Raw genomic sequence first — 25,078 nt, forward strand, 5'->3', positions numbered from 1 at the left:
ATTTTTTATAAAGGGAAATAAAGGAAAAATCCGTTTGGACAATTGAAAAATAAACAAAGGAAGCAACTTGCGACCTACATGATTTTTTATAAATAAGGTTCAGATAAATCATAATAAAATCTATTCGCAAAGTATTCAAATAAATTTGAAAGCGTTGTAAATTTATGGTCAATACCGGTTAGGGGGTATCATCCATGAGAAAGAACGCTTTTGTATTATTGAGCTCCATCGCCTTAGCTTCCGCCGCGATGGCAGGCTGTGCGGGCAATCAGACACAAGAAACCGCACAACCATCCACAACAAACCAAGGGGCGACTGCTCCATCGGCTGCAAAAACAGACAGTGGCAAGCCGAAGCTGTTCCGCATCGCCATTACGTCAGAACCTTCCACGGCTGATCCGGCGATTGCCGAGGACAATCAGTCCAATATGATGGTGACCTCGACGTTTGCCGGTTTGACTCGAATCGGTGAAGACGACAAACCGCATGAGGAAGTGGCCGAAAAAATCGACGTATCGCCCGATGGCTTAACCTATACGTTTCATCTGCGCGACTCCCAATGGAGCAACGGTGATCCGGTGACGGCTCATGATTTTGAATTCGCGTGGAAACGGGCGCTTGCACCAGAGACAGCATCCAATTATGCGTACCAGCTCTACTATATCAAAGGCGGGGAAGCCTACAACACGAAAAAAGGAAAAGTGGAGGATGTCGGCGTGAAAGCGCTCGATGACAAGACATTGGAAGTGAAGCTGGCGAATCCGACGCCGTTCTTCCTAGAACTGACGGCTTTCATGACCTATATGCCCGTCAATGAGAAGGTGGCCAAAGCCAATCCGAAATGGGCGCTTGAGGCGGCGACGCATGTCGGCAACGGACCATACAAACTGACCGATTGGCAGCACAAGAGCAAAATTGAGTTTACGAAAAACGACACCTATTGGGATAAAGACAACGTCAAAATGGATAAAATCGATGTCAGCATGATCGAGGACGAAAACACTGCTTTGTCCATGTTTGATAATGGCGAATTGGATTGGGATGGCGCTCCTTACAACACTATTCCGCTTGATGCAATGCCATCGCTCAAAGATTCTGGCAAGGTGAAAATCAAACCAATCGCCACCTCGTACTGGTACAAATTCAACACGGAAAAAGCTCCATTCAACAATGCCAAGATCCGAAAAGCATTCGCTTATGCGATTGACCGCAAAAGCTTGATCGACAATGTCACGCAAGCCGATCAAATGCCAGCGATGGGACTTTTTCCGCCATCGATGGCAGTGAAGCCTGACGGATATTTCAAAGACAACGATGTCGAGACCGCCAAGCAATTGTTGGCAGAAGGAATGAAGGAGCTCGGCATCACCAAGCTGCCGCCAATCACGATTTCGCACAATGCAGGGGACGGACACAAAAAGATTGCGGAAGCGATTCAGGGTCAATGGAAAAAAGCGCTCGGGGTCGATACTAAAATCGAGAGCCAGGAATTCAAGGTATACTTGGAAACGTTGCACCAAGGAACATACCAAGTCGGCCGCATTGGCTGGATTCCCGACTTCAACGACGCGATTAATTATGCCGAAGTGTTCAAGGATAAAAACGGCGGTAACAACGATACGCGCTGGGAAAATCCAAGATACAAAGAGCTGGTCAACCAAGCCGGCAAAGAGTCTGATCCTGAGAAACGCAAAGCGCTATTCGCGGAGGCCGAGCAAATCATAATGGATGAAATGCCGTTTATCCCGATCTATTACTATACGCGCGCATGGGTCGAAGCGGACAATGTGGCTCACGGCATTTACCAAGATCCGCTTGGCAACAGCGATTTGAAATGGGTCGATATGAAGTGATGAAAGAAAAACCCGTCTGGCTGCCCAGACGGGTTTTCACGTTTGCTTTGTGGAGTCATTACATCGCGCTGCGCTCATCAACTTCATGCGCATCGGCTTGCGCCGGCTGTGGACGGCGTCGACCAAACCAGAGGACACCGGCGATCACGACCAGGATGATGCCCCATTTGATCACTGGGTTTTCGCCAACATACGGCTTCACCAAGGCTTCGCTCGTAATCATGCTGCCTGCCGTATAGGCGAGCACAGCAGCCCCAATGTAAATCGTCGATGGGAACCGTTCCATCAGCTTCAACACGAAGCTGCTTCCCCACACCATCAGCGGCACGCTGATGACCAGGCCGGTAATGACCAGCCCAAAGCTTCCATGAGCGGCACCGGCGACGGCGAGCACATTGTCGATGCCCATGACCGTATCCGCCACGACGATGGTGCGAATCGCCGCCATCAGGCTAGTGCCGGCTTTCATGCCACTCCCGTGTGCTTCTTTGTCTTCCTGCAGCAGCCTGTAGGCGATCCAGATCAGCATCAAGCCGCCTGCGACCAAAAGACCAGGTATTTTGAGCAAATACACAACCGCAAGCGTCGCCAGCGCACGGATGATGATCGCGCCGACCGTCCCGTACACGATTGCCTTTTTCTGCTGTTCTTTCGGCAAGTTGCGCGCGGCCATGCCAATGACAATTGCATTGTCGCCGGCCAGCACCAAATCGATCACAACGATGGCCAATAGCGCGGAGAAAAAATCAAGTGACAACCATTCCATACTCCCATCTCCTCTTTCTTCTTTTTTTCTCACGCAAGGCCGAAAAACAAAAACGACCTCGCCAAGGCTTGGCAAAGGTCGTTTTTTACGCAAAAAAGACCTTTACCGTAAATGGCAAAGGTCTTGCTTACAACGTGTCCGTTGTCTGTACAACCGGGGAATGTGATTCCCGTAATGACGACTGTACAGTCCAGCTACTCCCCTTTGGAGGTGAATCATATAAGCTGATTCTAATCTGTTGATGGCTGGTTGTCAATAGGTGTACATGTTTCTTTTTGGCACTGCACATGCTAGTGAAGATGAAAGAATAGGAGGGATTCGGGCATGGAAACTGTGCGGCAATCCCGCTTCGTGCAGATCGCGGTCAATGTGATACTTGTTCTCGTCATTCTGAGCCTGCTATGGTTTCTACGGCCGATCTGGACCAAGGCTTGGCATATTATCGAGGAAATTCTCGTTCCGTTTTTATTCGGCATTTTGATTGCGTATCTGCTTCACCCGATCGTCTGCATGCTTGAGCGGCGAAGGGTACCGCGTATGGTGGCCGTGCTGCTGATCTATCTGTCGTTTGTGCTTGTCGTCGTGATTGCATGCGTCAATGCGATCCCGGTGTTCACCAAACAGCTGATCGAGCTGTCAGACGATATTCCCCGGCTGACCAATTGGTACCACTCGTGGCTGCAGGAGTGGGAATATCACAAATATTTTTTGCCGCAAAGCATCTCCAATGGGGTGGACCGTGTAATCGTCCAATCGCAGGAGAAAATGGCGGCAGGGATCGGGCAAATCGTCAACAATGCGAAAAGCACGATCGGGAAGCTGCTTGCATATGCCGTGATTCCGTTTATCGCGTTTTATTTGCTCAAAGATATGAAGTCGATACATGAGGGCGGCATGCTGATCATCCCACGGCGCTTCCGCAAACACGCACAGGCATTGCTGCGCGATGTGAATGACTCGCTGGGCAAATATTTGCACGGGCAAATGGTCGTAGCTTTGATCGTCGGGGCGTGCGCCTATTTGGCTTATTGGCTAGTGGATATGCCGTATCCGTTTGTGCTTGCTTCATTCGTCTGCCTGACGAACATTATTCCGTACATCGGGCCGATCATTGGGGCGGCACCTGCGCTTGTCATCGCGTTTACCATCTCGACGAAAACGGTGCTGGTCGTCCTGGCCGTCAACTTGGTCATCCAGGTGCTGGAAGGCAACATCATTTCGCCCAACATCGTCGGACGTTCGCTTCATTTGCACCCGCTCCTGATTATCCTTGCCTTGCTCACTGGGGAGGCGATCGGCGGGGTTGTCGGGCTGATTGTCGCGTTGCCCGTGCTGGCCATCCTGAAGGTCGTTATCAGCAGAATCGCCCTGATCATGCGCGAAGATTGACATCGTTGCAGGAAAAATCTATAATATGAATGAAATACCATTCCATCAAAATGGAATAGTGATCGATGAAGGATCGAGTAGGCAGCAGACCTTTTCCAGAGAGAGCGCCCCCTGGCTGTAAGGGTGTTCAAAAGAAGAGTTGCCGAAGGCTAATCCGAAGACTGGGAAAAAACCAGCGGCCAGACGCCGTTATCGTCTCTGAAAGCGACAGTTTTGCTACGACGCGTATGTGCGCCACAGCGAATCTGTAAGCAGGGTGGTACCGCGAGAAAACAGTTCTCGTCCCTGAGGGGATGAGGGCTTTTTTTTATTCCTTCGAAAAGCGTTTCGGCGATGCGCTAACGGTTTACGCAGGAAGGTTTTCAAATTTTTCAGGGGGTTTGGTAATGATGAAGAAATTAACCGGTAATCAAATTCGTCAAATGTATCTTGATTTCTTCAAAAGCAAGGGGCACCATGTGGAGCCAAGCGCACCGCTTGTGCCGCATGACGATGCGTCTCTTTTGTGGATCAACTGCGGGATGGCGCCGCTGAAAAAATATTTCGACGGACGCGAGATTCCAGACAATCCGCGCATCACGAACTCGCAAAAATCGATCCGCACCAACGATATCGAAAATGTCGGCCGCACTGCACGCCACCATACGTTCTTTGAAATGTTGGGCAACTTCTCCATCGGCGATTATTTCAAAAAAGAATCGATTCACTGGGCATGGGAATTTTTGACCAGTCCGGAATGGATCGGTTTCGATCCTGAGCTGCTGTCCGTCACCATCCATCCGGAAGACGACGATGCGTATGCGGTCTGGCACGACGAGATCGGCATTCCGGCAGAGCGGATCATCCGTTTGGAAGGCAACTTCTGGGATATCGGCGAAGGCCCATCCGGTCCGAACACCGAGATTTTCTATGACCGCGGTGAGAGCTTCGGCAACGATCCGAACGATCCTGAACTGTACCCAGGCGGAGAAAACGAACGCTATCTGGAAATCTGGAACTTGGTGTTCTCCGAGTTCAACCATAATCCAGACCACACGTACACGCCATTGCCGAAAAAGAACATCGATACCGGCATGGGGCTGGAGCGGATGGCATCCGTTATCCAGGATAAAGACAACAACTTCGAAACGGATTTGCTGTTCCCGCTGATCGAGGCTACTAGCAAACTGTCCGGCGTCGCTTACAAAGCGAGCGCGGAAACCGATGTGGCGCTGAAAGTAGTCGCCGACCACGTGCGTACTGTCGTGTTCGCGACTGGCGACGGCGCGCTGCCATCCAATGAAGGCCGCGGTTATGTCATCCGCCGTTTGCTCCGCCGCGCTGTCCGTATGGGTAAGCTGCTCGGCATCGAGAAGCCGTTCCTGTGGCAATTGACTGGCGTTGTCTGCGGCATGATGGGCGACCATTATCCAGAGATCACCGACAAGCGTTCCTTCATTGAGAAAGTGATTCGCGCCGAAGAAGAGCGTTTCCATGAAACATTGAATGACGGCTTGAGCATCCTCTCCGACATGGTGAAGGCGACCAAAGCAGCTGGGGGCACGCAGCTCTCCGGTCCAGACACGTTCAAGCTGTATGACACATACGGCTTCCCGGTTGATTTGACCGAGGATTTCGCATTAGAGCAAGGGCTGTCTGTTGACCGCGAAGGCTTTGACCAAGCGATGAACGAACAGCGTGAACGCGCTCGCGCTGCCCGTCAAGATGTGGACAGCATGAAGACCCAAGGCGGACCGTTGGGCGAGCTGACGGTTACAAGCGAATTTGTTGGGTATACTGAATTGGAAAGCACTTCCACCGTTGTGGCGATCATTGCTGATAATCAGCTGGTCGATACAGCCGAGGAAGGGCAAACTGTGCAAGTGCTGCTCGACCGCACGCCATTCTATGCGGAGAGCGGCGGTCAGATCAATGACCAAGGTACGCTGACCTCCGATCTGGTCAAAGCACGCGTGCTGGATGTGCAAAAAGGGCCAATGGGCCAAAACGTGCATACCGTTGTGATCGAAGCAGGCTCCCTAACCAAAGGAGCAGAGGTACACAGCGCGGTTGACCGCGAAGCGCGCCTCGATATTGTGAAAAATCATACCGCTACTCACTTGCTGCACCAAGCACTGAAAGATGTGCTGGGCAAACACGTTAACCAGGCAGGTTCGCTGGTTGCTCCAGAACGCTTGCGCTTTGACTTCAGCCACATCAGCGCGATCACGCCTGAGGAACTGGAGCAAATCGAACAGATCGTCAACCAAAAGGTGTGGGCAAACCTGTCCGTGGACATTTCGCTCAAACCGATCGCAGAAGCGAAAGCAATGGGGGCAATGGCGCTGTTCGGTGAGAAATACGGCGACATCGTTCGCGTGGTAAGAGTGGAAGATTACAGCCTGGAATTGTGCGGCGGCTGCCATGTGAACAACACAGCGGAAATCGGGTTGTTCAAACTGGTGAGCGAGAGTGGCATTGGAGCAGGTACGCGACGTATCGAAGCGGTAACCGGACGCGGCGCATTCCAGTACCTGAACCAGCAGCTGGTTACACTGCGCGATGTGGCACATGCCGTAAAATCTCCAATTCTTGCGGAAACACCTGCACGTGTGGAGGCTGTACAACAGCAGCTCAAAGAAGTACAGCGTGAAAACGAATCGCTGCGTGCTAAGTTGGGTAACATCGAGGCTGTATCACTCGTCGAACAAGTTAAAGAAGTCGGCGGCGTGAAAGTATTGGCTGCACGTGTATCCGCAACGGATATGGACAACTTGCGCGGCATGATGGATGAACTGAAAAACCAATTGGGCTCTGCCGTTATCGTGCTCGGAGCAGCTGAAGGCGACAAGGTGAACCTGGTTGCGGGCGTCACCAAAGATTTGATCGACCAAGGCTTCCATGCTGGCAAAATCATCAAAGAGGTTGCAACCCGTTGCGGCGGTGGCGGCGGCGGACGTCCGGACATGGCGCAAGCCGGCGGAAAAGATCCATCCAAATTGAATGAAGCGCTGGCAGCTGCACTTGAAATGGTACAAACCCAAGCGGTTGCAAAATAAACAAGCAGGAGTTTTTGGTGTGCCAGACGAATAAACTGGGTATCAAACCCTTGACGAACCGAGGTGTTACAGATGAATTTCATGGATAATACGATGAAATACTCCGTTCCTAAAGACAATAGCGAGGCTGAGGTGAGGGAAACCTTAACCGAAGTGTACAAAGCGCTGCAGGAGAAAGGATACAATCCGATCACGCAGATCGTGGGCTACTTGCTCTCCGGGGACCCGGCGTTTATTCCACGGCACAACAACGCGCGTAGTTTGATCGGCAAGATCGAACGCGACAAATTGATTGAAGAATTGGTGCGGGGCTATTTAGCCAACCAGAAGAAAGAGTCGTAGCGGAGGATTATGCGAGTACTTGGTTTGGATTATGGCGACAAGACGATTGGCGTCGCGGTCAGCGATGAATTGGGCTGGACGGCCCAGGGTGTCGAAACGATCCGACGCCAATCGGGTGAAAAAGATTTGGCACGTCTGCGCGAGCTGATCGGACAGTATCAGGTAGGAAAGATCGTTGTCGGTCTTCCGAAAAACATGAACGGGACGATCGGCCCGCGGGGCGAGCTTTGCCAAAAATTTGCTGACAAATTGGCACGGGAATTCTCTCTTCAGGTTACACTATGGGATGAACGACTGACCACGATGGCAGCCGAAAAAATGTTGATCTCCGCTGATGTGAGCAGGGAAAAACGCAAAAAAGTAATTGATAAAATGGCGGCGACCCTCATTTTGCAGGGATACCTGGACGCCAATTCGAGGTGACGAGCATGAGTGAAGAGATGATGGAAGAGTTTGAAGTAGGCGACGTAATTGCGTTGACCGAGGAAGGTAACGACGAGTCCCGCGATTTTCGGATCATGTACATTTTTGATATCGAGGACCAATCCTATCTGGTGCTGGTCCCGGTAGATCAAGAAGAGGACGAAGAGTACGAGGTGCACTTCCTGCGTTACGACGGTACGGATATGCTCCAGCCGATCGAGGACGATGAAGAGTGGGAGCGAGTCGAAGCTACATTCGAGACGCTGATCGCGGATCTGGAAAAAGAAGACATCTAAAAGGAAAGCCGGTGGGCCAATATTGGCCGCCGGCTTTTTTACTTGCTGGAATAACGACTGGTGTGATACAGGACGTGGTTACACAGCGGTCTGTCTTTCGCAACTTTCGGATGATCGAAATGGTTGATGAAGCGCATGCCGATTTTTTCCATCACGTTTTTGGAAGGGACATTGATAGCGGCTGTAAAGCTATATACATCGTGAAAACCTAACTCGCTAAAGCCATAACGCAAACTGGCTGCGGCTCCCTCCGTTGCAAAGCCTTTGCCCCAAGCTTCTTTTTTCAACCGCCAGCCGATTTCGATGCACGGTGTGAAATCAGACTCGAAGGTGGCACGATGAAAGCCGATGAAGCCAATGAACTCGCTGTTTTCCTTTACTTCTACGGCGTACAACCCATAACCGCTTTCGTGAAACTCGGCGACAATCGCTTGGTGGAACGCATCCGTCTCTTCGGCGGATAACCGTTTTGGAAAATAGTTCATCACCTGCTCATCCGCATTCATCTGGCGAAAAGGCTCCAGGTCAGCATGGTCCCAGTCACGCAACCGCAAACGGGGAGTTTCGAAATAAATCATGTTACACCTCCATGGATGGCGAAGATTTTTAATTCCACCTATTTACAGAAAAAGCGTATGGAAACTTTATTATAGTAGCTGGACGAAAAAATAAGCGCAAGCACGAAAAAATGAGAGCAGCGAAATTCGGAGTGGATGCAGCACCTTGTCCCAGACGCCCGGCTGCTTTTTTTGTTGGCTGCAATCGCCAACTGGAAGATGACAAGTTTTCTGCCGCGAGATGGTGCAAGCGGGACAATCTTTCGGTATAATGTATGGCGACGAGGGACAGAGGAGGCTATGTGCTTGAACCAACCGAACAAAAAAATAGAGAGACCGGTTGTAATCAGATCTGCGAAAGCGGGGATGAGACGCCGGGGAAATCGGATCATCAAGCTGATTCTCGGAGTAATCATCTTAGGTATAGTGGCATTGGGAGCAGGGGGACTCTATGTTTATTCCGAACTCCAGCCCGTCGAAGGCACGGGTACCAAGCAGGTTGTGATTCCTCCGGGCTCATCGATCGCCCAGATCGGGACGATTCTAGAGCAGGCCGGACTCATCAAAAACGGTACGTTGTTTCGCTATTATGTGAAGCTGAAAGGAATCGGCAGCCATTTGCAAGCCGGTGAATACAAGCTGACGGCCGGGCTTCCGATCGAGCAGCTGATCGCGCCGATCCAAGAGGGTGATGTGGTGGACAATTCGGTCCGCTTCACGATTCCGGAAGGCTGGAATATCGAGCAAATCGCAGCGTCGCTGGAGGAAAAAGGTCTGGTGACAAAAGCCGATTTTTTAAAGGAAGCCAATGAAGGACAGTTTCCTGAATTTCCGTTTGTCGCTCAAATTCCACAAAACAAAGAGCGAAAAAATCGATTGGAAGGCTATTTGTTTCCGGAAACATATGATGTGAACAAAGGCGCGAATGCGCAAGAAATTCTCGCCAAGATGCTCGGACAATTCGATAAGGAATTTAAGCCAGAATGGAAAGAGACACTAAAGGCGCACAATTTGACAATGGATGACGCCGTCAATCTGGCCTCGATCATTGAGCGGGAAGTGGTCGTTGACAAGGAGCGTCCGATTGTCGCGGGTGTGTTTTTTAACCGGATGCGTGATGGCTGGATGCTGCAGTCCTGTGCGACCGTTCAGTTCGTGCTGGGCAAGCAGCGCGATCGGATCACGTTTGACGATCTCAAAATCAACAGTCCTTACAACACATACATCCACAAAGGCTTGCCGCCTGGACCGATCGCCAATCCGGGCAGAGCTTCGCTGGCCGCTGTCGTGGAGCCGGCAAAAACCGACTATTTCTTTTTCGTAACCAAAAAGGACGGGTCCTCCGAGCACTTTTTTTCCAAAACGCTCGCGGAGCATTTGGCCAAGGATGCAAAGAGCAGAGGAAACTGGTAAGCAAATGTGTGAAGGAGGTTTTTTTGTATGATTACGGCACCGCAAATTGAGGCGTATATCGCCTCGCTTATTCCGGCGCGTTCGCCGCTGTTGACCCGCATGGAGGAAGAAGCTCACGCCGAGCACATTCCGATCATCCAGCTGCCGTCTGCGCAGCTGATGCGTTTTTTTGTGATGCAGCATCAGCCCAAATCGATCTTGGAAATCGGCACGGCGATCGGGTATTCGACAATCTGGCTTGCGGAAGCAGCACCTGATGCACGAATCGTCACGATGGAGATCGATCAGGAGCGGATCAGCCGTGCACGACAAAATTTCGCTGAAGCGGGCGTGACCGAGCGCATTGAATTGTTGGATCAGGACGCGACGAAGGGCTTGCCAGAGAGCTATCGCTTCGATTGCCTGTTCATTGATGCGGCAAAAGGGCAATACCGTACTTTTCTGGATCTGTATGTGCCGCACTTGAATCCAGGCGGCTTGGTCATCAGCGATAATGTATTGTTCCGCGGTCAGGTAGCTGATCTCGAATCCGCAACGCCACGTCAGCGGCCAATGGTTGAGAAAATCGATGGTTTTAATCGTTATTTGGCAGCGCATCCACTGCTCGACACAACCTTCATCCCCATCGGCGATGGACTGGCTGTCAGCGTATTGCGTAAGTAAGGAAGGGGAATTCACGAGATGGCGCACCACCCAATTTTGATCGGGGTTGCGGGAGGAAGCGGTTCCGGCAAAACGACCGTTGCTTCCGCCTTATATAAACAGTTTCAACATGAAAGCATTACGATGATCGAGCAGGACTCCTATTATAAGGACCAGTCGCACATGCTCCCGGAGGAACGCGTTCATACGAACTATGATCATCCGCTTGCGTTCGACAATGATTTGCTGCTGCATCATTTGCAAGAGCTTTTGGCAGGCAGAAGCATCCGGAAGCCGGTTTATGACTTCAAGGTGAACAACCGTGCCAAAGAGACCGTCTTGGTTGAGACGAAAGATGTCATTATCTTGGAAGGGATGATGATTTTCGAGGACGAGCGCATCCGCGATTTGATGGACATCAAGGTTTTCGTCGATACGGATGCCGACGTACGGATCGTACGGCGGATACAGCGTGACATCGAAGAACGAGGCCGGACACTCCAATCGGTCATCGACAGGTACTTGAATGTGGTGCGGGTGATGCACCTGCAATTCATCGAGCCGACCAAACGCTATGCGGACATCATCGTACCTGAGGGTGGCTATAATCGAGTGGCGCTTGATTTGCTCGCGAACAAGATCGATAGCATTTTGGCGGAAAAAAGAGAATATCAGGAGCAATAAAATGCGTGTGTTCCCTCCATTTGGCAAATACTAATTGCCGATTGGGGGGATTTTTGTTGAATAAGACGAGACAAATCAAACAGCGCAGCACGCTTGCGCTTTTCCTTTTTACATTGTTATGGGTCGGGTTGGTGACACGGCTCGGTTGGATTCAGGTCGTGGCTACCCATCACTTTTCCGATCATGATGTCGATTTGGTCAAAAGCGCGGTGAAGCAGCGGGAGCAAACGATCAAGCTGTCCAGCGGGCGCGGCGAGATATTGGACAAGGACGGCATGTCGCTAACAGGAAAGGAGCAGCGGGTGCTGGCTGTGTTTCCGCTTGCCCGCAAAAACCTGCTGGATGAAAAAGCCTTCACAGAATTGGCACGGCTCATCGGTCAACCCGAGCAAGGCTTGCGCAAGCAGCTGCAAATGGCAAAGCAGCCCGAGATTGTGCGCGATGAGAAAGGAGAGTCTGTCCGGTTAACGACAGGACAGATGGCGCAAATCAATCAGCTCGAACTTCCGGGAATTGTCGCCATCACCGTTGCCGAGCGGTATCAAGAAAATGAAATCGCCAAGCAGGTGATCGGCTATATACACCAGAGCCCTGAGCTGGTAAAAGAGCGTTATTTGCAGGAATGGAAAGCTAATCAAATGACGCTCGCTACACAGGTTGGGGCATCGGGGCTAGAAAAAAGCTTCGACCGCTTTTTGCAGGGGGTGGAGCCTGATGAACTCTCCTACTACGTTGACGGGCAAGGTCATCTGTTGCGTGGATTGGACCTCCGCCACCATGCGGGGCACAACCAATTTTATCCGCTATCCGTGAAAACGACGCTCGATCGGGCAATCCAGGAGCAGCTCGAACAAGTTGCAGATGAGAGCGGGCTGAATGAAGGCGCGATCGTCGTGCTCGATGTGACCAATGCCGACATCGTCGCTATGGTTTCCCGTCCGCAGTTTGATCCCACCAAGCTGCAGGCTAGCGATGCGTCATGGCAAAATCATGCGACGAAGCAGCTGGCGCCGGGCTCTGTATTCAAGACTGTTGTGGCTGCAGCGGCATTGGGAGAGGGGATCGTTTCGCCCACTGACCGTTTTTTGTGTGAGGGGGAATACGGTAAATTCGGTTTTTCCTGCTGGAACAAAGCGGGGCATGGCAGCATTACTTTGGAGGAAGCGTTCGCTGAATCTTGCAATATCGCTTTCGCCAAAATCGCCAGTCAGGTTGGGGGAGACACGATCGCCGCTTATGCCGAGCGGTTTGGGTTAGGGGCTGAGGTGGGGCATGTAACAGCAGCGCTTTTCAAACAGGAGCAGTTCCGCCAGATTTCGGGTGAGGAAGCTGGGCGCGTATTTTCTCCTACTGTATCGCGCGAGGATGAAGGCGTGCTGATCCAGACCGCTATCGGGCAGCGGGATGTGCGGATGACACCGCTTCAGGCGGCCAATATGATGGTGACGATTGCAAACGGCGGGCACGTCTATCAGCCGCGGCTTGTCTCTCATATTTTGTATCGAAACGGAGGCAATTTTTTTACGTTCGAGTCCAAGCCTTCTCAAGCAAAAGGGATTGATCTCGTCACCGCGTACAAGCTCAGGCGGATGATGCGGCAGGTCGTGGAAAAGGGAACGGGCAAGCTTCTGCAGGAGGCGAAATGGAGTGTGGCCGGCAAAAGCGGGACCGCCGAGACAGAAAAAAACGGCGAGCCCCGCAACCATCAATGGTTTGTCGGATATGCTCCCGCCGATGAGCCGCGTTACGCCATCGCGGTGGTGGCTGAAAATCGGCAAAACGGCAGCTCTCATTTGGCCACGAAATTGTTCAAATCGGTTGTGGATCACCTTGCTTTTCACGATCATACAGTGTCACTTGGCGGAACGGCCGGAGCGAGCCTGCCAAAATGAATCCCTTGGCCTGAATTTGCTGCTGTTTTCCCAGCCCGACAATGAGCATAATGGGGGATTTTGAGCCGTATTTGGCTTCGAATGCCTTCGTGGCGATTGTATGCTTGTCTGCACGACTTGGCGACAGGTTTCGGACGGTATGGCTGTGCCAGTCGCCGATATATTGCCAGCGACGCGTGCTTCGCGCCTGCAATCGCGTTACAAGGTTATTTAAATAAGAATCGTCAAAGACGACGGTGAGCGGCTGATGAACAGCCTTTGGGCCTGGCTCGCTCGCATACGTGACCAGCCAGTCGCGGGCGTTCAATTGGTAGCCCATCATGATCCCGCCGGTTTCCACACCGGGATTGCGCGAGACCGCTTGCTGGATTTGCCGGTGCGCTCGCGGCGAAAGGTATAGCGTTGACATCGGGTAAACCCTCCTTCGGGCAGCTTCCCGTTATCATATGCGATGACAGCCAGGAAGGGTTCATTGCCGTTTACCCAAGGCGTAAACCCGCAGCGCCACTTCCAATGCAAGCCGTTTGTCAGGTGACATGAAATCGTCGCCGAGCAGCTCTTTCATTTTTTCCAGCCGATGATAGAGCGTCTGCCGGACGATGAACAGCTTCTGGGCAGTGTTTTGTTTGGAGCCGTCCTCGGCCAAGTACACTTCAAGCGTTTTTATCAGTTCTGTACCTTTCGCACGATCATAAGCGAGCAGTGGCGCGAGAGTGTCTTCTACAAATGAAACGGTAGCTGCCTCCTTTTCAATCAGCAGCAACAGGCGGTAGATGCCCGCTTCTTCATAAAACGGGCTGATGGGACGATCAAGCAAGCGCCTGATCCGGAGCATTTGCATAGCCTCACGAAAGCTATCGCTTGCTTGCAAAAACGACTGTTTCATCCGACCGATGCCTGCGTATGAATGGGCAAACCCGAATGAGGCATAGCGGGAAGGCCCCGTCAGCGTCTCGATCGCCTTTTTCAGTCGGGCCGACGCGTGTTCGGGGGCGCCGATGTCCAGGGCGAGCACGATGATCTGCTGCGCGTGCATGGTGATGAACGGTTGAAACAGCTGAGAGAGAAACGCGAAACGGACCTGCAGGGCCAAGTGGATCCGGAGCGACTCGTCATCGTCCGGCCGCTCCTGGTTATCAGGCAGCACTGCTTCCTCCAGTTCAAGGAGTACGATTCGATACGTGCGGGCATTGGGACGCTTCACAATGCGGCTGACGAACTGCTGGACTTCCTCTTCGTTCGAATAGCGACCGTGAATCAAATCATCCAGCCAGGCTGCTTCCGATTGCGACTTTTTCTCTTCGATATAATGCTTGCGTAAAAAATCATGGGCTAGCGAAGTGGCTGCCCGATCCAAGATCAGCGAGTCAAACGGATCTGCTGCCCGCCTCGAGATGATCAGACCGATCAGTCCGAAGGTTTGTTCCAGCGCCACGACCGGGTGAAGTAAAAAGGTTGATTCGTCTTGCTCCTTCCATTGGACCGGTTCATCTGCGACGTTCGCGACTGGCAGGGCAGCACGATGGTCGTGGATGGCCTTGAGCCACGAGGCCTCCTGCTGCGGCTGCGTGCGGGGGAAGAAGAAGGGCGAATCTTGCACAGGCAAAAAAACGACCTGTGCCCCCGTGTGGTTCTGCAGCTCCTTGATGATGCTGCTTGTCGCACGAGAGGTGAGAGACAATGCATGGAAGGTGCGCGAGATAAGATCGAGCTTCACCAATGACTGGTGCTGGCGGTTGATGATCAGCGAGTGCAAATCCTGCGTCACTTCAATGAAGTTGACCGGCTGGCGAAAGACGATCAGCGGAAAATGGTGCTCGTCCGCTAGTGCTTTCATTTCATCCGAAATGGTAAAAAAATAATGACCCAGCTCGATACAAAGGCAGGTTGCTTTTCTGTCGATCAGGTTTTGCAAAAATTCGGTGTGCGAAATTTGCCCCCACGGCAAGCCCACTCCTGTGGAGAGAATCAGCTCATCGCCTTGTATGATCGTCTCGTCAAAAAGCGGGATTTCTAAAATGTGTACCCATCGTACTCTGCGATGCAGCCCCGACTTGCCCGCAACAACCTCTGCATGCGCAAAGAGGGGGCGTTTCAGCACCACGTCCAAAGTAACGGTCATATCTGACATGATTGAGTTCCCCCTTCATCTACGGAAGCGTGGATCGTACCAATTTCGGTCGTCGGAAGACAAAAATGTTAAAAATAGTATAGAAAATTTTTAACATTGTGTCTAATGTGTGTGATGCATGACGACGGTATAGTGGAGAAAAGAAGCGCGAAAGCAGGTGAATGCGAGATGGCACACATCGATTCGCTTTGGGCAGCTACGGCAAACGATCACCGAATTAGGCCAGCTCTTGAAGGGGAGTTGACGACAGATGTTGCAATTATCGGCGGGGGGTACACTGGATTGTCCACAGCCTATCACCTGGCTCAAAAGCAGGTAGGCTGCGTCGTATTAGAGCAGCAACAGGCAGGCTGGGGAGCGAGCGGCCGCAACGCAGGGATGGTGCTGACCGGCTACAAGCCGAGCATCGACTCATTGGCCAGCAAGCACGGCAAGGAAACGGCGCGTGAACTCTTGCACATTTCGGTGGAGGGCATCAAGCTGGTGGAAACAATTGTGCGTGAGCATCGCATCAGCTGTTCCTTGGAAAACTGCGGAAATTTCGATGCCGCTTTTAAGCCAGCCCATTTGGAGGCGCTGAAGCGAAATCAGGAGTTTATGCAAACGAATTTTGGCTACGAAACGTATGTGATCGATAAGGAACGGATGAAGCGGGAGGAAGTCAATTCGGACTTGTATCACGGTGGCTTGGTGGACCCGCACAGCTATTCCTTCCATCCGCTAAATTACGCGCTCGGACTGGCAGATGCAGCGGAAGCGAATGGAGCCGTCATCTATGATCGGACAGAGGTGACTGGGATTGCGAAACAGGGAAGCGAGTTTCTGATTCGTACATCCAGCGGCCACGTGCGGGCACAACATGTCGTGATGGCGACGAACGGCTATACGACGTCACTGGCCAAGTCGTTAGCCAAGAAAATGGTGCCGATCGGCAGCTTCATCGTGGCGACCGAGCGATTGTCGCGCGAGGCGGTAGAACGGCTCATCCCGCATAACCGGATGATCTCAGATACGAAAAATTTCCTCTATTACTTCCGCAGAACGCCGGATGATCGGATATTGCTGGGCGGGCGCGTCGATTTCAACGGAAAAGAGGGCGATGCGCTGTTTGGGCAGGTGCAGCAAAGCTTGATCGAGGTGTTTCCGACGCTTGCACAGACTGGGATGGATTATCGCTGGGGTGGACTACTCGGCTTTACCCTCGATTTTATGCCGCATATCGGTCAAACGGAGGAAGGCATTCATTTTGCGCTTGGCTATTGCGGACACGGCGCATCGATATCAACATTGATGGGCAAGCTGCTTGCAGAAAATGTGTGCGACCCACTGCGGGAAAAAAACAGCCTGGAGCGGCTGCCAATCCGTACGGTTCCGTTTCACAGCCAGCGTGCGCTGTTGCTCGGAGTAGCGTCCTTTTACTATCATTTCGTAGATAAGTATTTCTAAAGCGAAAACCATGTTGGGTTTTCGCTTCATCGTACGGCGAAACCATTTTTGGTTTCGCCGTTTGTCGCAAGAAGGGGGTGAGGGGAGCGACAGCGAACTATAGATTGATAGCTGTATTTTCTGACATATTATCCCTCACTGGAGTGAAATGCTGATGCTTTACCCTTTTTCAATCGCTTTGTATGTAAGCTTCGTTGTCTTTTCATCGATTTGGTTGGAACGGGCCCTGCACCCTTTCTGGGTTATTGCTGCAGCCGTTTGCTTCATGTTCACCGTATTGAATGAAAACCGCTCCAAGCATATGCAGAGCTTGCAGATTCTTTTTCTCGTCGCGTTCCATTTCGCAGCGCAAATCAACTGGTGCCACCCGCTCTATCTGATCTTAACTGCACGGGAGTACCATCGGACGCAGAGCATCCACCGCTCCGTCGGGGTGGCTGTCTTTTATTTTGCTCTCTATTCAAGCATTCGACTCAGCTATTCTCCGACCAAAGCGTACGAATTGCTTGTGACGATCGCAGATTTGTTCAGCTCATTGTTTGTCGTCTTTCTTATTTTTCTCTTCTTGCAGGTGCAAAAAGAACGGAGGCAGCTGGAAGAGGAGGCACGCCGTCTAGTCAGCCGTGACGCACTCACAGGGTTGATGAATTTTACGGAGTTCCATAAGCAATTGCAGGCATTGACACATTCCTCGGAGCCGTTCATTTTGTTTTTGCTCGATTGTCACGATTTGAAAACGATCAATTTTGAGCAAGGCTATTCTGGGGGGAATCAACTGCTGATCAAGTTGGCAGAATCTTTAGAAAAGGCTTTTCCGGACGCGCGTCTGATCGCCCGCTGCGGCGGAGACGATTTCGCTCTGGTGGTGCCGGCTACGCAAAACGGCAAGACGGTACAGTACTGCAAAGATTTGCTCGATCACCGGGTGGGGCCTGAGTTGGGGGTAGAGCTGATCTATGGCGAGGCTGTTTTTCCGGAAGAAGGCGGGACGAGGGACGAAATAATTTCCGCAGCCGAGCGAAAGCTGTTTTTGGTCAAGCGCGAGCTATGGCTGAAGCGTGAGGAAAATATGCTGCGCGCCGAAAAGCTGCGGGTCGTCGGCGAATTGGCTGCAGGCATGGCACATGAAATACGCAACCCGATGACAACGGTGAAAGGGTTTTTGCAAATCTCGAAGGAAAACAGCTACAACATCGAGCCGTATTATGAGCTTTTGATGATGGAAGTATCGCGGGTCAGCGAGCTTACCTCGGAACTGTTGCAATTTTCCAAACCGCATGCGGGCGATGTGCGTGTGATTCATTTGCAGGAGAGCATTCAGAGGGCCGTGTCGCTCGCGGAAGCAGAAGCGAATTATTACAGCCATCTGATCTGTTATGAGCCGGAGAGCGAGGAGCTTTATGTGCGGATGGACCGGGACAAGCTGGTCCAGGTGCTGCTCAACCTGCTCAAAAATGCATTTGATGCCATGCCTGAACCAGGTACGGTGACGATTACGTCAAGCCGATCCGATGAGTGGTGCACGATCGAGGTGATGGATACTGGAACAGGCATGTCCGAGCAGGAGCTCCAGCAAATCTTCAATCCCTTTTTCACAACAAAAGAGACGGGGACAGGGCTCGGGCTTTCCATTTGCCATAAAATCATGAATGATCATGGCGGATCGATCGAGGTCCAGTCACGTGAGCAGCATGGGACGGTGTTCCGCATGACTCTGCCGTTAGCGACCGGTGCCCAAAAGGTTTTGTAAAGCGGTGTCCAAATCTGCGTATCGAAACGTAAATTGGTGTTCGAGAGCAGCTTGCGGCACGGCATGCTGGCCTTGCAAAATGATTTCCGCCATCTCGCCAAGCAAAAGCTCCAGGGCAAAGGCTGGCACGGGCAGCCAATGGGGGCGTTTTAGCACACCTGCTACACTTCGACCAAACTGGTTCATGGTAACCGGCTTCGGGGCGGTGGCGTTGACAGGGCCGCTGATCGCAGGGGTCTGCATACTGAAGTGAATCAAACGGGCAACGTCCTCGACGTGAATCCAAGACAGCCATTGCTTGCCCGTGCCGACCTTTCCGCCGATAAATAGCCGGTACGGTAAAACCATCCGGCCCAGAGCGCCGCCGTTTTGACCCAAAACGACCCCCAGTCGCAAGCGGACGACACGAGTGGATTCTTCGGCAGGGAGAACAGCATTTTCCCACTGGTTTGTCACATCGGCAAGAAAGCCTTTTCCGGGTGGAAAGTTTTCGGTAAATACTGTCGTTTCCGAATAGCCATAATAACCGACAGCCGACGCGTTGATTAATACGCTCGGCTTTTTGTTTGTTTGCGAAATCGCCTGGACGATCGCCTGGGTCAAATGTAACCGCGATGTCAAAATGCGCTCTTTCCGTGCTGGCGACCACCGTCCCGAATTGATCGATTCTCCCGCAAGATTGACGATCGCATAATCGTCACCGAGCGAATCAAGCAAGGCTGGCAAGCGATCGATCTGGTAAGGCCGAACAGTCCCCGCAGCTACGGGGCGGTCATGGCGCGAAGCGATATAGACGGCGTGTCCGCAATCTTGCAAGGTGCGGGCAAGATGCTGCCCGACGAAGCCGGAGCCTCCAAAGATCAGAACGTCCATTCCAATTCCTCCCAATATACACGGCTGCTCTTAGTGTAATATAGGAGTCGACATTATACAAATCGTCTGGAAAGTTATGTAGTCCGCCACCACATTCCCGCACATTCCGGCATGGTCACCCAGTTGTTTTGAACGACCTGCTGTGCCAGTTCGTTGCTGAAGAAGAACCGGGCGAGCTCCTCTGCTTGTGCGAGGGATTCGAAAGAGTAGTCCGCGCGCAGCCATTTGTGGCTAAAGCCATATTCACTTCCCAGCTTGGCGTAGTAGGCGGTCAAAAAGTCGGGGGGAGCAGGGTGCGTTGTGCCTGTGCCCATCGTTTCAAACAAAATGACGGTGCCACCGGGGCGCAGGACACGATTGATTTCGGCCATGACCTGGCGTAGATCGTCTTGCCAAGCTGGCAATTCGGAGGAGCAGAGATAGCAGATGCTCCAGCCAGAGACGACGAGATCGACAGACTGATCGGCCACTGGCAAGTTGCGATGGTCGGCAACGCTCGTCTGCCAATTGGTGAAGCCACTTCTCTGCAGTTTGTCCGCCGTGATGGCAAGCATGGCAGGGGAGGCGTCAAGCGAATGAATGGAGCGCGCTTTAGCGGCAAGCGGCACTGTCAGCCTTCCCGAGCCAGCTCCCAGGTCGAGCACGTCGAGACCAGAAACCGGCCGTATCCGTTCTATTTCCTCCAATAAAATAGGCTGCTTGGAGATCATCAAATCGTATGTTTCAGCTTGAGAGCGGTAAATCGCTTCATGATCAGGCATTGTGTTCCCTCCAGATATAATTGGTGTGTTTCCCTTTGATCATACAGGTTGACGTAACGTGAAGGTAAAGTATAAACACGTCAGCGCATCGGTACCGCGTACACCACATGTAAGAGCTCATTGATTTGCTGATGCTTATACAAATAGCCGTGCTGTTCCAGCAACGGAAGAAATACCGACAGATTGGTGAAGTGGAATTCAGACAAGAGGGCATGCTGCTCCAGCTTGCCATCACGTAGCATACCTTCAAAATAAGCCTCGCGTTTCTCATGATCGGCAAACATCAAGTCAGCAATGCAAATTCGCCCGTGTGGCACAAGCACGCGCTTCATTTCTGCTACTGCCACCGTTTTTTGCTCGTCGGTCAGGTGATGCAGGGCAAAGCTAGTGACCAAAAAATCAAACTGATGATCGAGAAAGGGAATGGACAGCAGGTTGCCAAGCTTCGCTGTGAGCGAAGGAAATTTGCGCTGGCAATGCCGGAGCATTTCACGCGATTGATCGACCGCTGCCATGCGGATGCCTTGATGCAAGAAGAGGCCCGCTAAATTGCCGGTGCCAGTACCGAGATCAAGTCCATATTCGCCAGGGCGCGGGCCAATCAAGCGAACGAGCAGCTCAAGCGTTTCCTTATAATCTCGGTAGATGGAAAACTCCTCTGCTTTCGGCCGCACCCGATCGTCATGTGATTCGGCCCGATGGTCATAATTCCAGCGATCGTACCAGGCGCTCCGGGCCTCACGCAAACGTTTGGAACCATCGGCTAACTGGAAAATGTCGGCCATGTCAATCGATTGGTTCGATTTGAGCAGGTCGATCATTTGATCGGTAGTAAACAAAATCTGCTTCATCTCCACCCATTGCGCATACATGACGGAGCGCTGAAGCTCCAGATAATCGAGCAAGAGGTCTTTGTTTCCCGAATCGACATGGTTCAGCGCTTTGGCGATATCGTCTAGCGTCATGCCCACTTCGCGCAGGGCGATAATCGTTTGCAGGCGCCACACGTCTTGCTCAGAAAAGTGTCGATACTGGTTTTCGGCATGTCGGGGGGCGATCAGGCCTTTCTCTTCATAGAAGCGAATGGCCCGAGTCGAGATGTTCAGCTTTTGCGCGATTTCGTTGATTTTCACGGGGCTTGCACATCCTTTCACTCTTTAAAACTAAACCTTTACGTTACGGTAATGTAAAGAAAAAACTTAATAGAAAGCTACTTGACAAAAGTAAGTAAGTGAAGTTATGATACTAACTGAAAGTAAGTTACTGACATGATTTACTTTTCGCTTTCAACAATAATCATTGCGAAAACCCGCAAACTAATGAGGAAGGAGGCAATCACATGATTCGTATTTATCCTGCTGAATCTCGATATGCAGCTGATCACGGCTGGTTGAAAAGCAAATTCAGCTTTTCCTTTGCAGAGTACTATGATCCGAGCAACCAGCTTTTTGGACCGCTGCGTGTATTCAATGACGATATCGTCCAGCCGGGTTACGGCTTTGGCGCCCATCCGCACAGAGAGATGGAAATCGTCAGCGTCGTGCTGAAAGGCGAATTGGGCCACGAGGATAGCACCGGTAAGAAAGAGGTGGTTCGCCCGGGGGAAATTCAGCGCATGAGCGCGGGGACAGGGATTGTCCACTCCGAGATGAATCCATCGCAAACCGAGGAAGTCAACTTTTTGCAATTGTGGTTCCTGCCTGCTGAGACGGGGCTTACCCCTTCCTACGAGCAAAAGGCCTATGACATGAGCAAACGGAAAAATAACCTGCTTCCTGTCGTATCCAGTAAGGCTTTGGAAGAGCATGTGGTCCATATCCACCAAGATTTGACCATGTATCTTTCTGACCTGGAGGCAAATCATACACTTACGTTTGAGCAAGCGCAAGACCGGTATACGTATGTTTTCGTCATGGAAGGAACCCTCCGTTTAAACGGCGAGGCTGTGCTGAACCGACGCGATGCTGCGCGGATCACAGACATTACAAAGCTTCAAATCGAAACAGCAGAAGGCGCATCATTCATGCTGATTGACCTGCCTTCCGCCTAACAACCAACTATTGAAAGGAAGATTTTAACCATGGCAAAAGTTCTCTACATTACCGCTAATCCAAAACCAACTGAACTTTCCTATAGCTTGTCTGTCGGAGAAGAGTTTTTGAACGCATACCGCGCGGCAAACCCGCAAGATGAGATCGTGCATCTGGACCTGTACAACATGGAAGTGCCTTTCATCGACCAAGACGTATTCAGCGGCTGGGGCAAACTGCAAGCAGGCCAAGCGTTCGATTCCTTGACAGCAGTGGAACAAGCAAAAGTTGGAACGCTGGGTCAACTGAGCGATCAATTCGTTTCCGCTGACAAATACGTATTCGTAACACCTTTCTGGAACTTCAGCTTCCCGCCAAAAATGAAAGCATACATCGATTCGTTCTGCGTAGCAGGTAAAACATTCCGCTACACAGCAGAAGGTCCTGTTGGCTTGATGACTGGCAAACCAGCTGTACACATCCAAGCGCGCGGCGGCTTCTACTCCGAAGGCCCTGCAAAAGCTGTTGAGTTTGGCGATAGCTACCTGCGCACCGTTCTCGGCTTCGTCGGCATCACAGATGTTGAATCCGTGATCGTGGAAGGCCAAAACGCTGCTCCTGACCAAGCGGAAGCGATCAAAGCAAAAGCAATCGAAAACGCGAAGCAAGTAGCGAAAGCATTCGCAGCGAAACAAGTAACTGTATAAGGAACTGACACACGATCCTCCACCGATCCGCCCAAGGTGGGGGATTTTTTTATTTTTCCCCAGTGTTTACAACTGGCGGATTCATGAAAGCGCTTGTTATAATAATTGTATTATTCTGAAAAGTGGTGCTGCGATGAGCATTCCGCCGTATAAGGAAAATTTCTGCCCCTCTCCTTATGGAAAGACGCTGGAAGAGTATATCCGAAACACGGTCATCGTTGACAACGGGTTGGAAGCAAAACGAAAGCTGCTCCATTTCGTCTGGAAGCTGGAGCGTAAGCGGGTTTTGCTGTGCGATACTTCACAGCGAGCGGTGACGCTTCTGCTGGAATCGCCGGCGCTGCTCGCCAAAACACAAATCGTCTCACTCATCTCGTGGCGTAATTGTGTTTTGACCATCCGACCCAATCTGTGCAAGTTTGATGCTGAGGAGCGTGACGTAGAACGGGCGTTGCGAGCATGCGAGACCGACGCGTCGATTTTATTCGTTTATCTTCATGAAAAAAAGCTGTACCCGTTTCATAGTCCTGCTGATGCGATGCAGTGGGAGGAAGACAATTTGCATTATTTTCAAACCGTACGTAAAACATGGCGCGCGGAGTTCGAACAGATGCGCAAGGAACGGATTGACGCCCTCCTCGACGACTACAATCAGAATAAAGACAGCCTATGTCTCGAAGCGTTGAAAACCCTAGCCTGTGAATGAGCTAGGGTTTTGTTTTTTCCTATTATGGTCTGCCTTCATACCAGCTGATCTGCTGCACATGCTTGATCAAAAGCCGTTGGCTTCGTCCATCCGCATCGGCCATCCAGACGTCGCTCGTTTTCGGAGTGGAATGGGACAGCCACGAATCATAGTCACGTAAGCTCGTGCGAATCCAGGTCAGCTTGCCGGTTTTTTTCAAGTAATGCGGCTGATAGTCGCCGTAACCTGCGGGTGGAGTGGTCAAAGCTTTTTGCTGGTTCGTCTTGACGTTGACTTGATAGAGTGCGGGATGTGGCCGTTTGGCGGGATCATTGGAAAACTCGCCTTCCTTCGCGCGAGAGGTCGCAAGAATATCGTCGCTGTACCAGTCGAAATCAAGCTCGATGAACGAGGGGGGCGTCAGGTCAGTCGTCTTTTTTTGCGGCAGCTGAGTGATGGTCAGCTTTTTATTGGAAAATCCCGCAACGAGTCGGTCGCCTCCTCGGATGTAACCGAGATCGCTACGATTCGGCGCCCATTGGAACCACTGAGGATCCGCGAGCATTTCAGCGACGGTGGAAAACGACTTCCCGTCTGCAGACAGCACACAGAGCAAATTGCTGTCCATGGACCAAGATGCAGTCGGAGATACGATGAACGCGATCCACTGGCCATCGCGGGACCATTTGAAAGGCGAGGTGTGGATCGACAGCAGGTTGATGGAGCCCAACGTCAACGGCTGGGGGATCGTATAAAAAAGCTTTGCGTTTTTAAACAAATCCGATTGCTTCTGATTGAAGGCGATCGTATACAGCTTGGGGCTCGTCCAGCCGTCTGGGAGTAGATCGGCATTTGCGGAAGCAAGAAAGCCCGTTCCGTCCGGCAGCCAGGAATACGTGCTTACCCCGAGCGCCACGTTTTCAAACGGCTTCGGACGTCCTTGACGCAAATCGACTGTGTTCAAGACGGGAGCATCGAGGAGCGCGAGCACGTTTTTATCCGGCGCCCATCGCGCCATCGTGCCATGTTGCTGATAGACGCGGGATGCCCGGCGCTCTTGTGTGTCATAGACCCAAATGCCGTCCGGCTGTTCGTACGAAATCCAGCGCCCGTCGAACGACCATTGGGGAAATTGGGCGCCTTTTGTGGTGGTCAGCTGGACTTCCTTTCCGTTTTCGCTGAGCCACAAGGTGTCATCGCGGATAAAAGCAGCCTTTGCCGGAGTCGCGGGGGGCGCGGCTTGTACGCCGGAGGCAAGCGGCAAAAAGAGCAGCGTGATCAAGGCTGCCATGAGCAGCAAACGTTTCTGCATATTGTGCACCTCACTTTAGGTCTACTATGCCCAGACGCGAAGCAAACTTACTGCAAAAAATATTTGTTTGAAAATTTATAAATATATG

The 25,078-nt window shown here is 51.7% G+C and carries 23 protein-coding genes; 15 read left to right on the plus strand and 8 right to left on the minus strand.

Annotated elements, in window-relative coordinates:
- Window positions 1-194 precede the first annotated feature (194 nt).
- Window positions 195-1,853: a peptide ABC transporter substrate-binding protein gene (locus EDM56_RS09110; RefSeq protein ID WP_122917568.1), complete on the plus strand. Its 1,659-nt coding sequence runs from the start codon at window positions 195-197 to the stop codon at window positions 1,851-1,853.
- Window positions 1,854-1,911: 58 nt separating this feature from the next.
- Here the strand turns inward: EDM56_RS09110 and EDM56_RS09115 are convergent, their stop codons facing one another.
- The gene (locus EDM56_RS09115; RefSeq protein ID WP_122917569.1) at window positions 1,912-2,619 is read right to left on the minus strand and encodes a TerC family protein; all 708 of its coding nucleotides are present in this window, start codon (window positions 2,617-2,619) and stop codon (window positions 1,912-1,914) included.
- Between the two features lie 324 nt (window positions 2,620-2,943).
- Between EDM56_RS09115 and EDM56_RS09120 the strand changes: the two genes are divergently transcribed.
- The 5 genes from EDM56_RS09120 (at window position 2,944) to EDM56_RS09140 (ending at window position 8,107) form a co-directional block, all read left to right on the plus strand.
- Entirely contained in the window at window positions 2,944-4,008 is a 1,065-nt protein-coding gene (locus tag EDM56_RS09120; protein ID WP_122917570.1) for an AI-2E family transporter, read from the plus strand.
- Between the two features lie 389 nt (window positions 4,009-4,397).
- Entirely contained in the window at window positions 4,398-7,046 is a 2,649-nt protein-coding gene (gene alaS, locus EDM56_RS09125) for an alanine--tRNA ligase (RefSeq protein ID WP_122917673.1), read from the plus strand.
- Window positions 7,047-7,118: 72 nt separating this feature from the next.
- Window positions 7,119-7,388 (plus strand): IreB family regulatory phosphoprotein, encoded by a 270-nt coding sequence (locus tag EDM56_RS09130; RefSeq protein WP_122917571.1) that lies wholly within the window; start codon window positions 7,119-7,121, stop codon window positions 7,386-7,388.
- A 9-nt stretch (window positions 7,389-7,397) separates the two neighbouring features.
- Window positions 7,398-7,811, plus strand: coding sequence for a Holliday junction resolvase RuvX (gene ruvX / locus EDM56_RS09135; RefSeq protein WP_122917572.1), 414 nt, complete (start codon window positions 7,398-7,400; stop codon window positions 7,809-7,811).
- A 5-nt stretch (window positions 7,812-7,816) separates the two neighbouring features.
- Complete coding sequence (locus EDM56_RS09140; RefSeq protein WP_122917573.1) at window positions 7,817-8,107, plus strand: DUF1292 domain-containing protein; 291 nt, start codon at window positions 7,817-7,819, stop codon at window positions 8,105-8,107.
- 38 nt (window positions 8,108-8,145) lie between these two features.
- Here the strand turns inward: EDM56_RS09140 and EDM56_RS09145 are convergent, their stop codons facing one another.
- Window positions 8,146-8,685, minus strand: a complete 540-nt coding sequence (locus EDM56_RS09145; protein ID WP_122917574.1) for a GNAT family N-acetyltransferase — start codon at window positions 8,683-8,685, stop codon at window positions 8,146-8,148.
- Between the two features lie 345 nt (window positions 8,686-9,030).
- On the opposite strand from EDM56_RS09145, the gene mltG reads away from it, so the two are divergent.
- From mltG to EDM56_RS09165, 4 genes are read left to right on the plus strand one after another with little or no spacing between them, the layout of a single operon-like run.
- Window positions 9,031-10,077: an endolytic transglycosylase MltG gene (gene mltG / locus EDM56_RS09150; RefSeq protein ID WP_246009328.1), complete on the plus strand. Its 1,047-nt coding sequence runs from the start codon at window positions 9,031-9,033 to the stop codon at window positions 10,075-10,077.
- A gap of 27 nt (window positions 10,078-10,104) precedes the next feature.
- Window positions 10,105-10,740: an O-methyltransferase gene (locus tag EDM56_RS09155; RefSeq protein WP_122917576.1), complete on the plus strand. Its 636-nt coding sequence runs from the start codon at window positions 10,105-10,107 to the stop codon at window positions 10,738-10,740.
- An 18-nt stretch (window positions 10,741-10,758) separates the two neighbouring features.
- On the plus strand, window positions 10,759-11,403 hold the full coding sequence (gene udk / locus EDM56_RS09160; RefSeq protein ID WP_122917577.1) for a uridine kinase: 645 nt from the start codon (window positions 10,759-10,761) through the stop codon (window positions 11,401-11,403).
- 56 nt (window positions 11,404-11,459) lie between these two features.
- The gene (locus EDM56_RS09165; RefSeq protein WP_122917578.1) at window positions 11,460-13,295 is read left to right on the plus strand and encodes a peptidoglycan D,D-transpeptidase FtsI family protein; all 1,836 of its coding nucleotides are present in this window, start codon (window positions 11,460-11,462) and stop codon (window positions 13,293-13,295) included.
- Here EDM56_RS09165 and EDM56_RS09170 read toward each other — a convergent pair.
- Both EDM56_RS09170 and EDM56_RS09175 read right to left on the minus strand, forming a co-directional pair.
- Window positions 13,213-13,704, minus strand: a complete 492-nt coding sequence (locus EDM56_RS09170) for a Mov34/MPN/PAD-1 family protein (protein WP_122917579.1) — start codon at window positions 13,702-13,704, stop codon at window positions 13,213-13,215. The two genes, EDM56_RS09165 and EDM56_RS09170, sit on opposite strands and share 83 nt — an antisense overlap.
- Window positions 13,705-13,764: 60 nt before the next feature.
- Window positions 13,765-15,426 (minus strand): PucR family transcriptional regulator, encoded by a 1,662-nt coding sequence (locus EDM56_RS09175; protein ID WP_122917580.1) that lies wholly within the window; start codon window positions 15,424-15,426, stop codon window positions 13,765-13,767.
- 168 nt (window positions 15,427-15,594) lie between these two features.
- On the opposite strand from EDM56_RS09175, the gene EDM56_RS09180 reads away from it, so the two are divergent.
- Window positions 15,595-16,872, plus strand: coding sequence for an NAD(P)/FAD-dependent oxidoreductase (locus tag EDM56_RS09180; protein WP_183192364.1), 1,278 nt, complete (start codon window positions 15,595-15,597; stop codon window positions 16,870-16,872).
- A 154-nt stretch (window positions 16,873-17,026) separates the two neighbouring features.
- A complete protein-coding gene (locus EDM56_RS09185) occupies window positions 17,027-18,622 on the plus strand; it encodes a sensor histidine kinase (protein ID WP_122917582.1) in 1,596 nt (531 codons plus the stop codon).
- Here the strand turns inward: EDM56_RS09185 and EDM56_RS09190 are convergent.
- The 3 genes from EDM56_RS09190 to EDM56_RS09200 form a co-directional block, all read right to left on the minus strand.
- Entirely contained in the window at window positions 18,593-19,495 is a 903-nt protein-coding gene (locus EDM56_RS09190; RefSeq protein WP_122917583.1) for a TIGR01777 family oxidoreductase, read from the minus strand. The two genes, EDM56_RS09185 and EDM56_RS09190, sit on opposite strands and share 30 nt — an antisense overlap.
- 74 nt (window positions 19,496-19,569) lie before the next feature.
- Entirely contained in the window at window positions 19,570-20,256 is a 687-nt protein-coding gene (locus EDM56_RS09195) for a class I SAM-dependent methyltransferase (RefSeq protein WP_122917584.1), read from the minus strand.
- 80 nt (window positions 20,257-20,336) lie between these two features.
- On the minus strand, window positions 20,337-21,389 hold the full coding sequence (locus EDM56_RS09200; RefSeq protein ID WP_122917585.1) for a MerR family transcriptional regulator: 1,053 nt from the start codon (window positions 21,387-21,389) through the stop codon (window positions 20,337-20,339).
- A gap of 206 nt (window positions 21,390-21,595) precedes the next feature.
- Here EDM56_RS09200 and EDM56_RS09205 point away from each other — a divergent pair, with 206 nt between their 5' ends.
- The 3 genes from EDM56_RS09205 (at window position 21,596) to EDM56_RS09215 (ending at window position 23,699) form a co-directional block, all read left to right on the plus strand.
- Window positions 21,596-22,306, plus strand: coding sequence for a pirin family protein (locus tag EDM56_RS09205; protein ID WP_122917586.1), 711 nt, complete (start codon window positions 21,596-21,598; stop codon window positions 22,304-22,306).
- A gap of 30 nt (window positions 22,307-22,336) precedes the next feature.
- Window positions 22,337-22,993, plus strand: a complete 657-nt coding sequence (locus tag EDM56_RS09210) for an FMN-dependent NADH-azoreductase (RefSeq protein ID WP_122917587.1) — start codon at window positions 22,337-22,339, stop codon at window positions 22,991-22,993.
- A 133-nt stretch (window positions 22,994-23,126) separates the two neighbouring features.
- On the plus strand, window positions 23,127-23,699 hold the full coding sequence (locus tag EDM56_RS09215; protein WP_122917588.1) for a hypothetical protein: 573 nt from the start codon (window positions 23,127-23,129) through the stop codon (window positions 23,697-23,699).
- A 22-nt stretch (window positions 23,700-23,721) separates the two neighbouring features.
- Here the strand turns inward: EDM56_RS09215 and EDM56_RS09220 are convergent, their stop codons facing one another.
- Entirely contained in the window at window positions 23,722-24,990 is a 1,269-nt protein-coding gene (locus EDM56_RS09220; RefSeq protein WP_122917589.1) for a TolB family protein, read from the minus strand.
- Between the last annotated feature and the right edge of the window lie 88 nt (window positions 24,991-25,078).

The sequence above is a fragment of the Brevibacillus fluminis genome, from assembly GCF_003710825.1.
Taxonomy (GTDB): domain Bacteria; phylum Bacillota; class Bacilli; order Brevibacillales; family Brevibacillaceae; genus Brevibacillus_D; species Brevibacillus_D fluminis.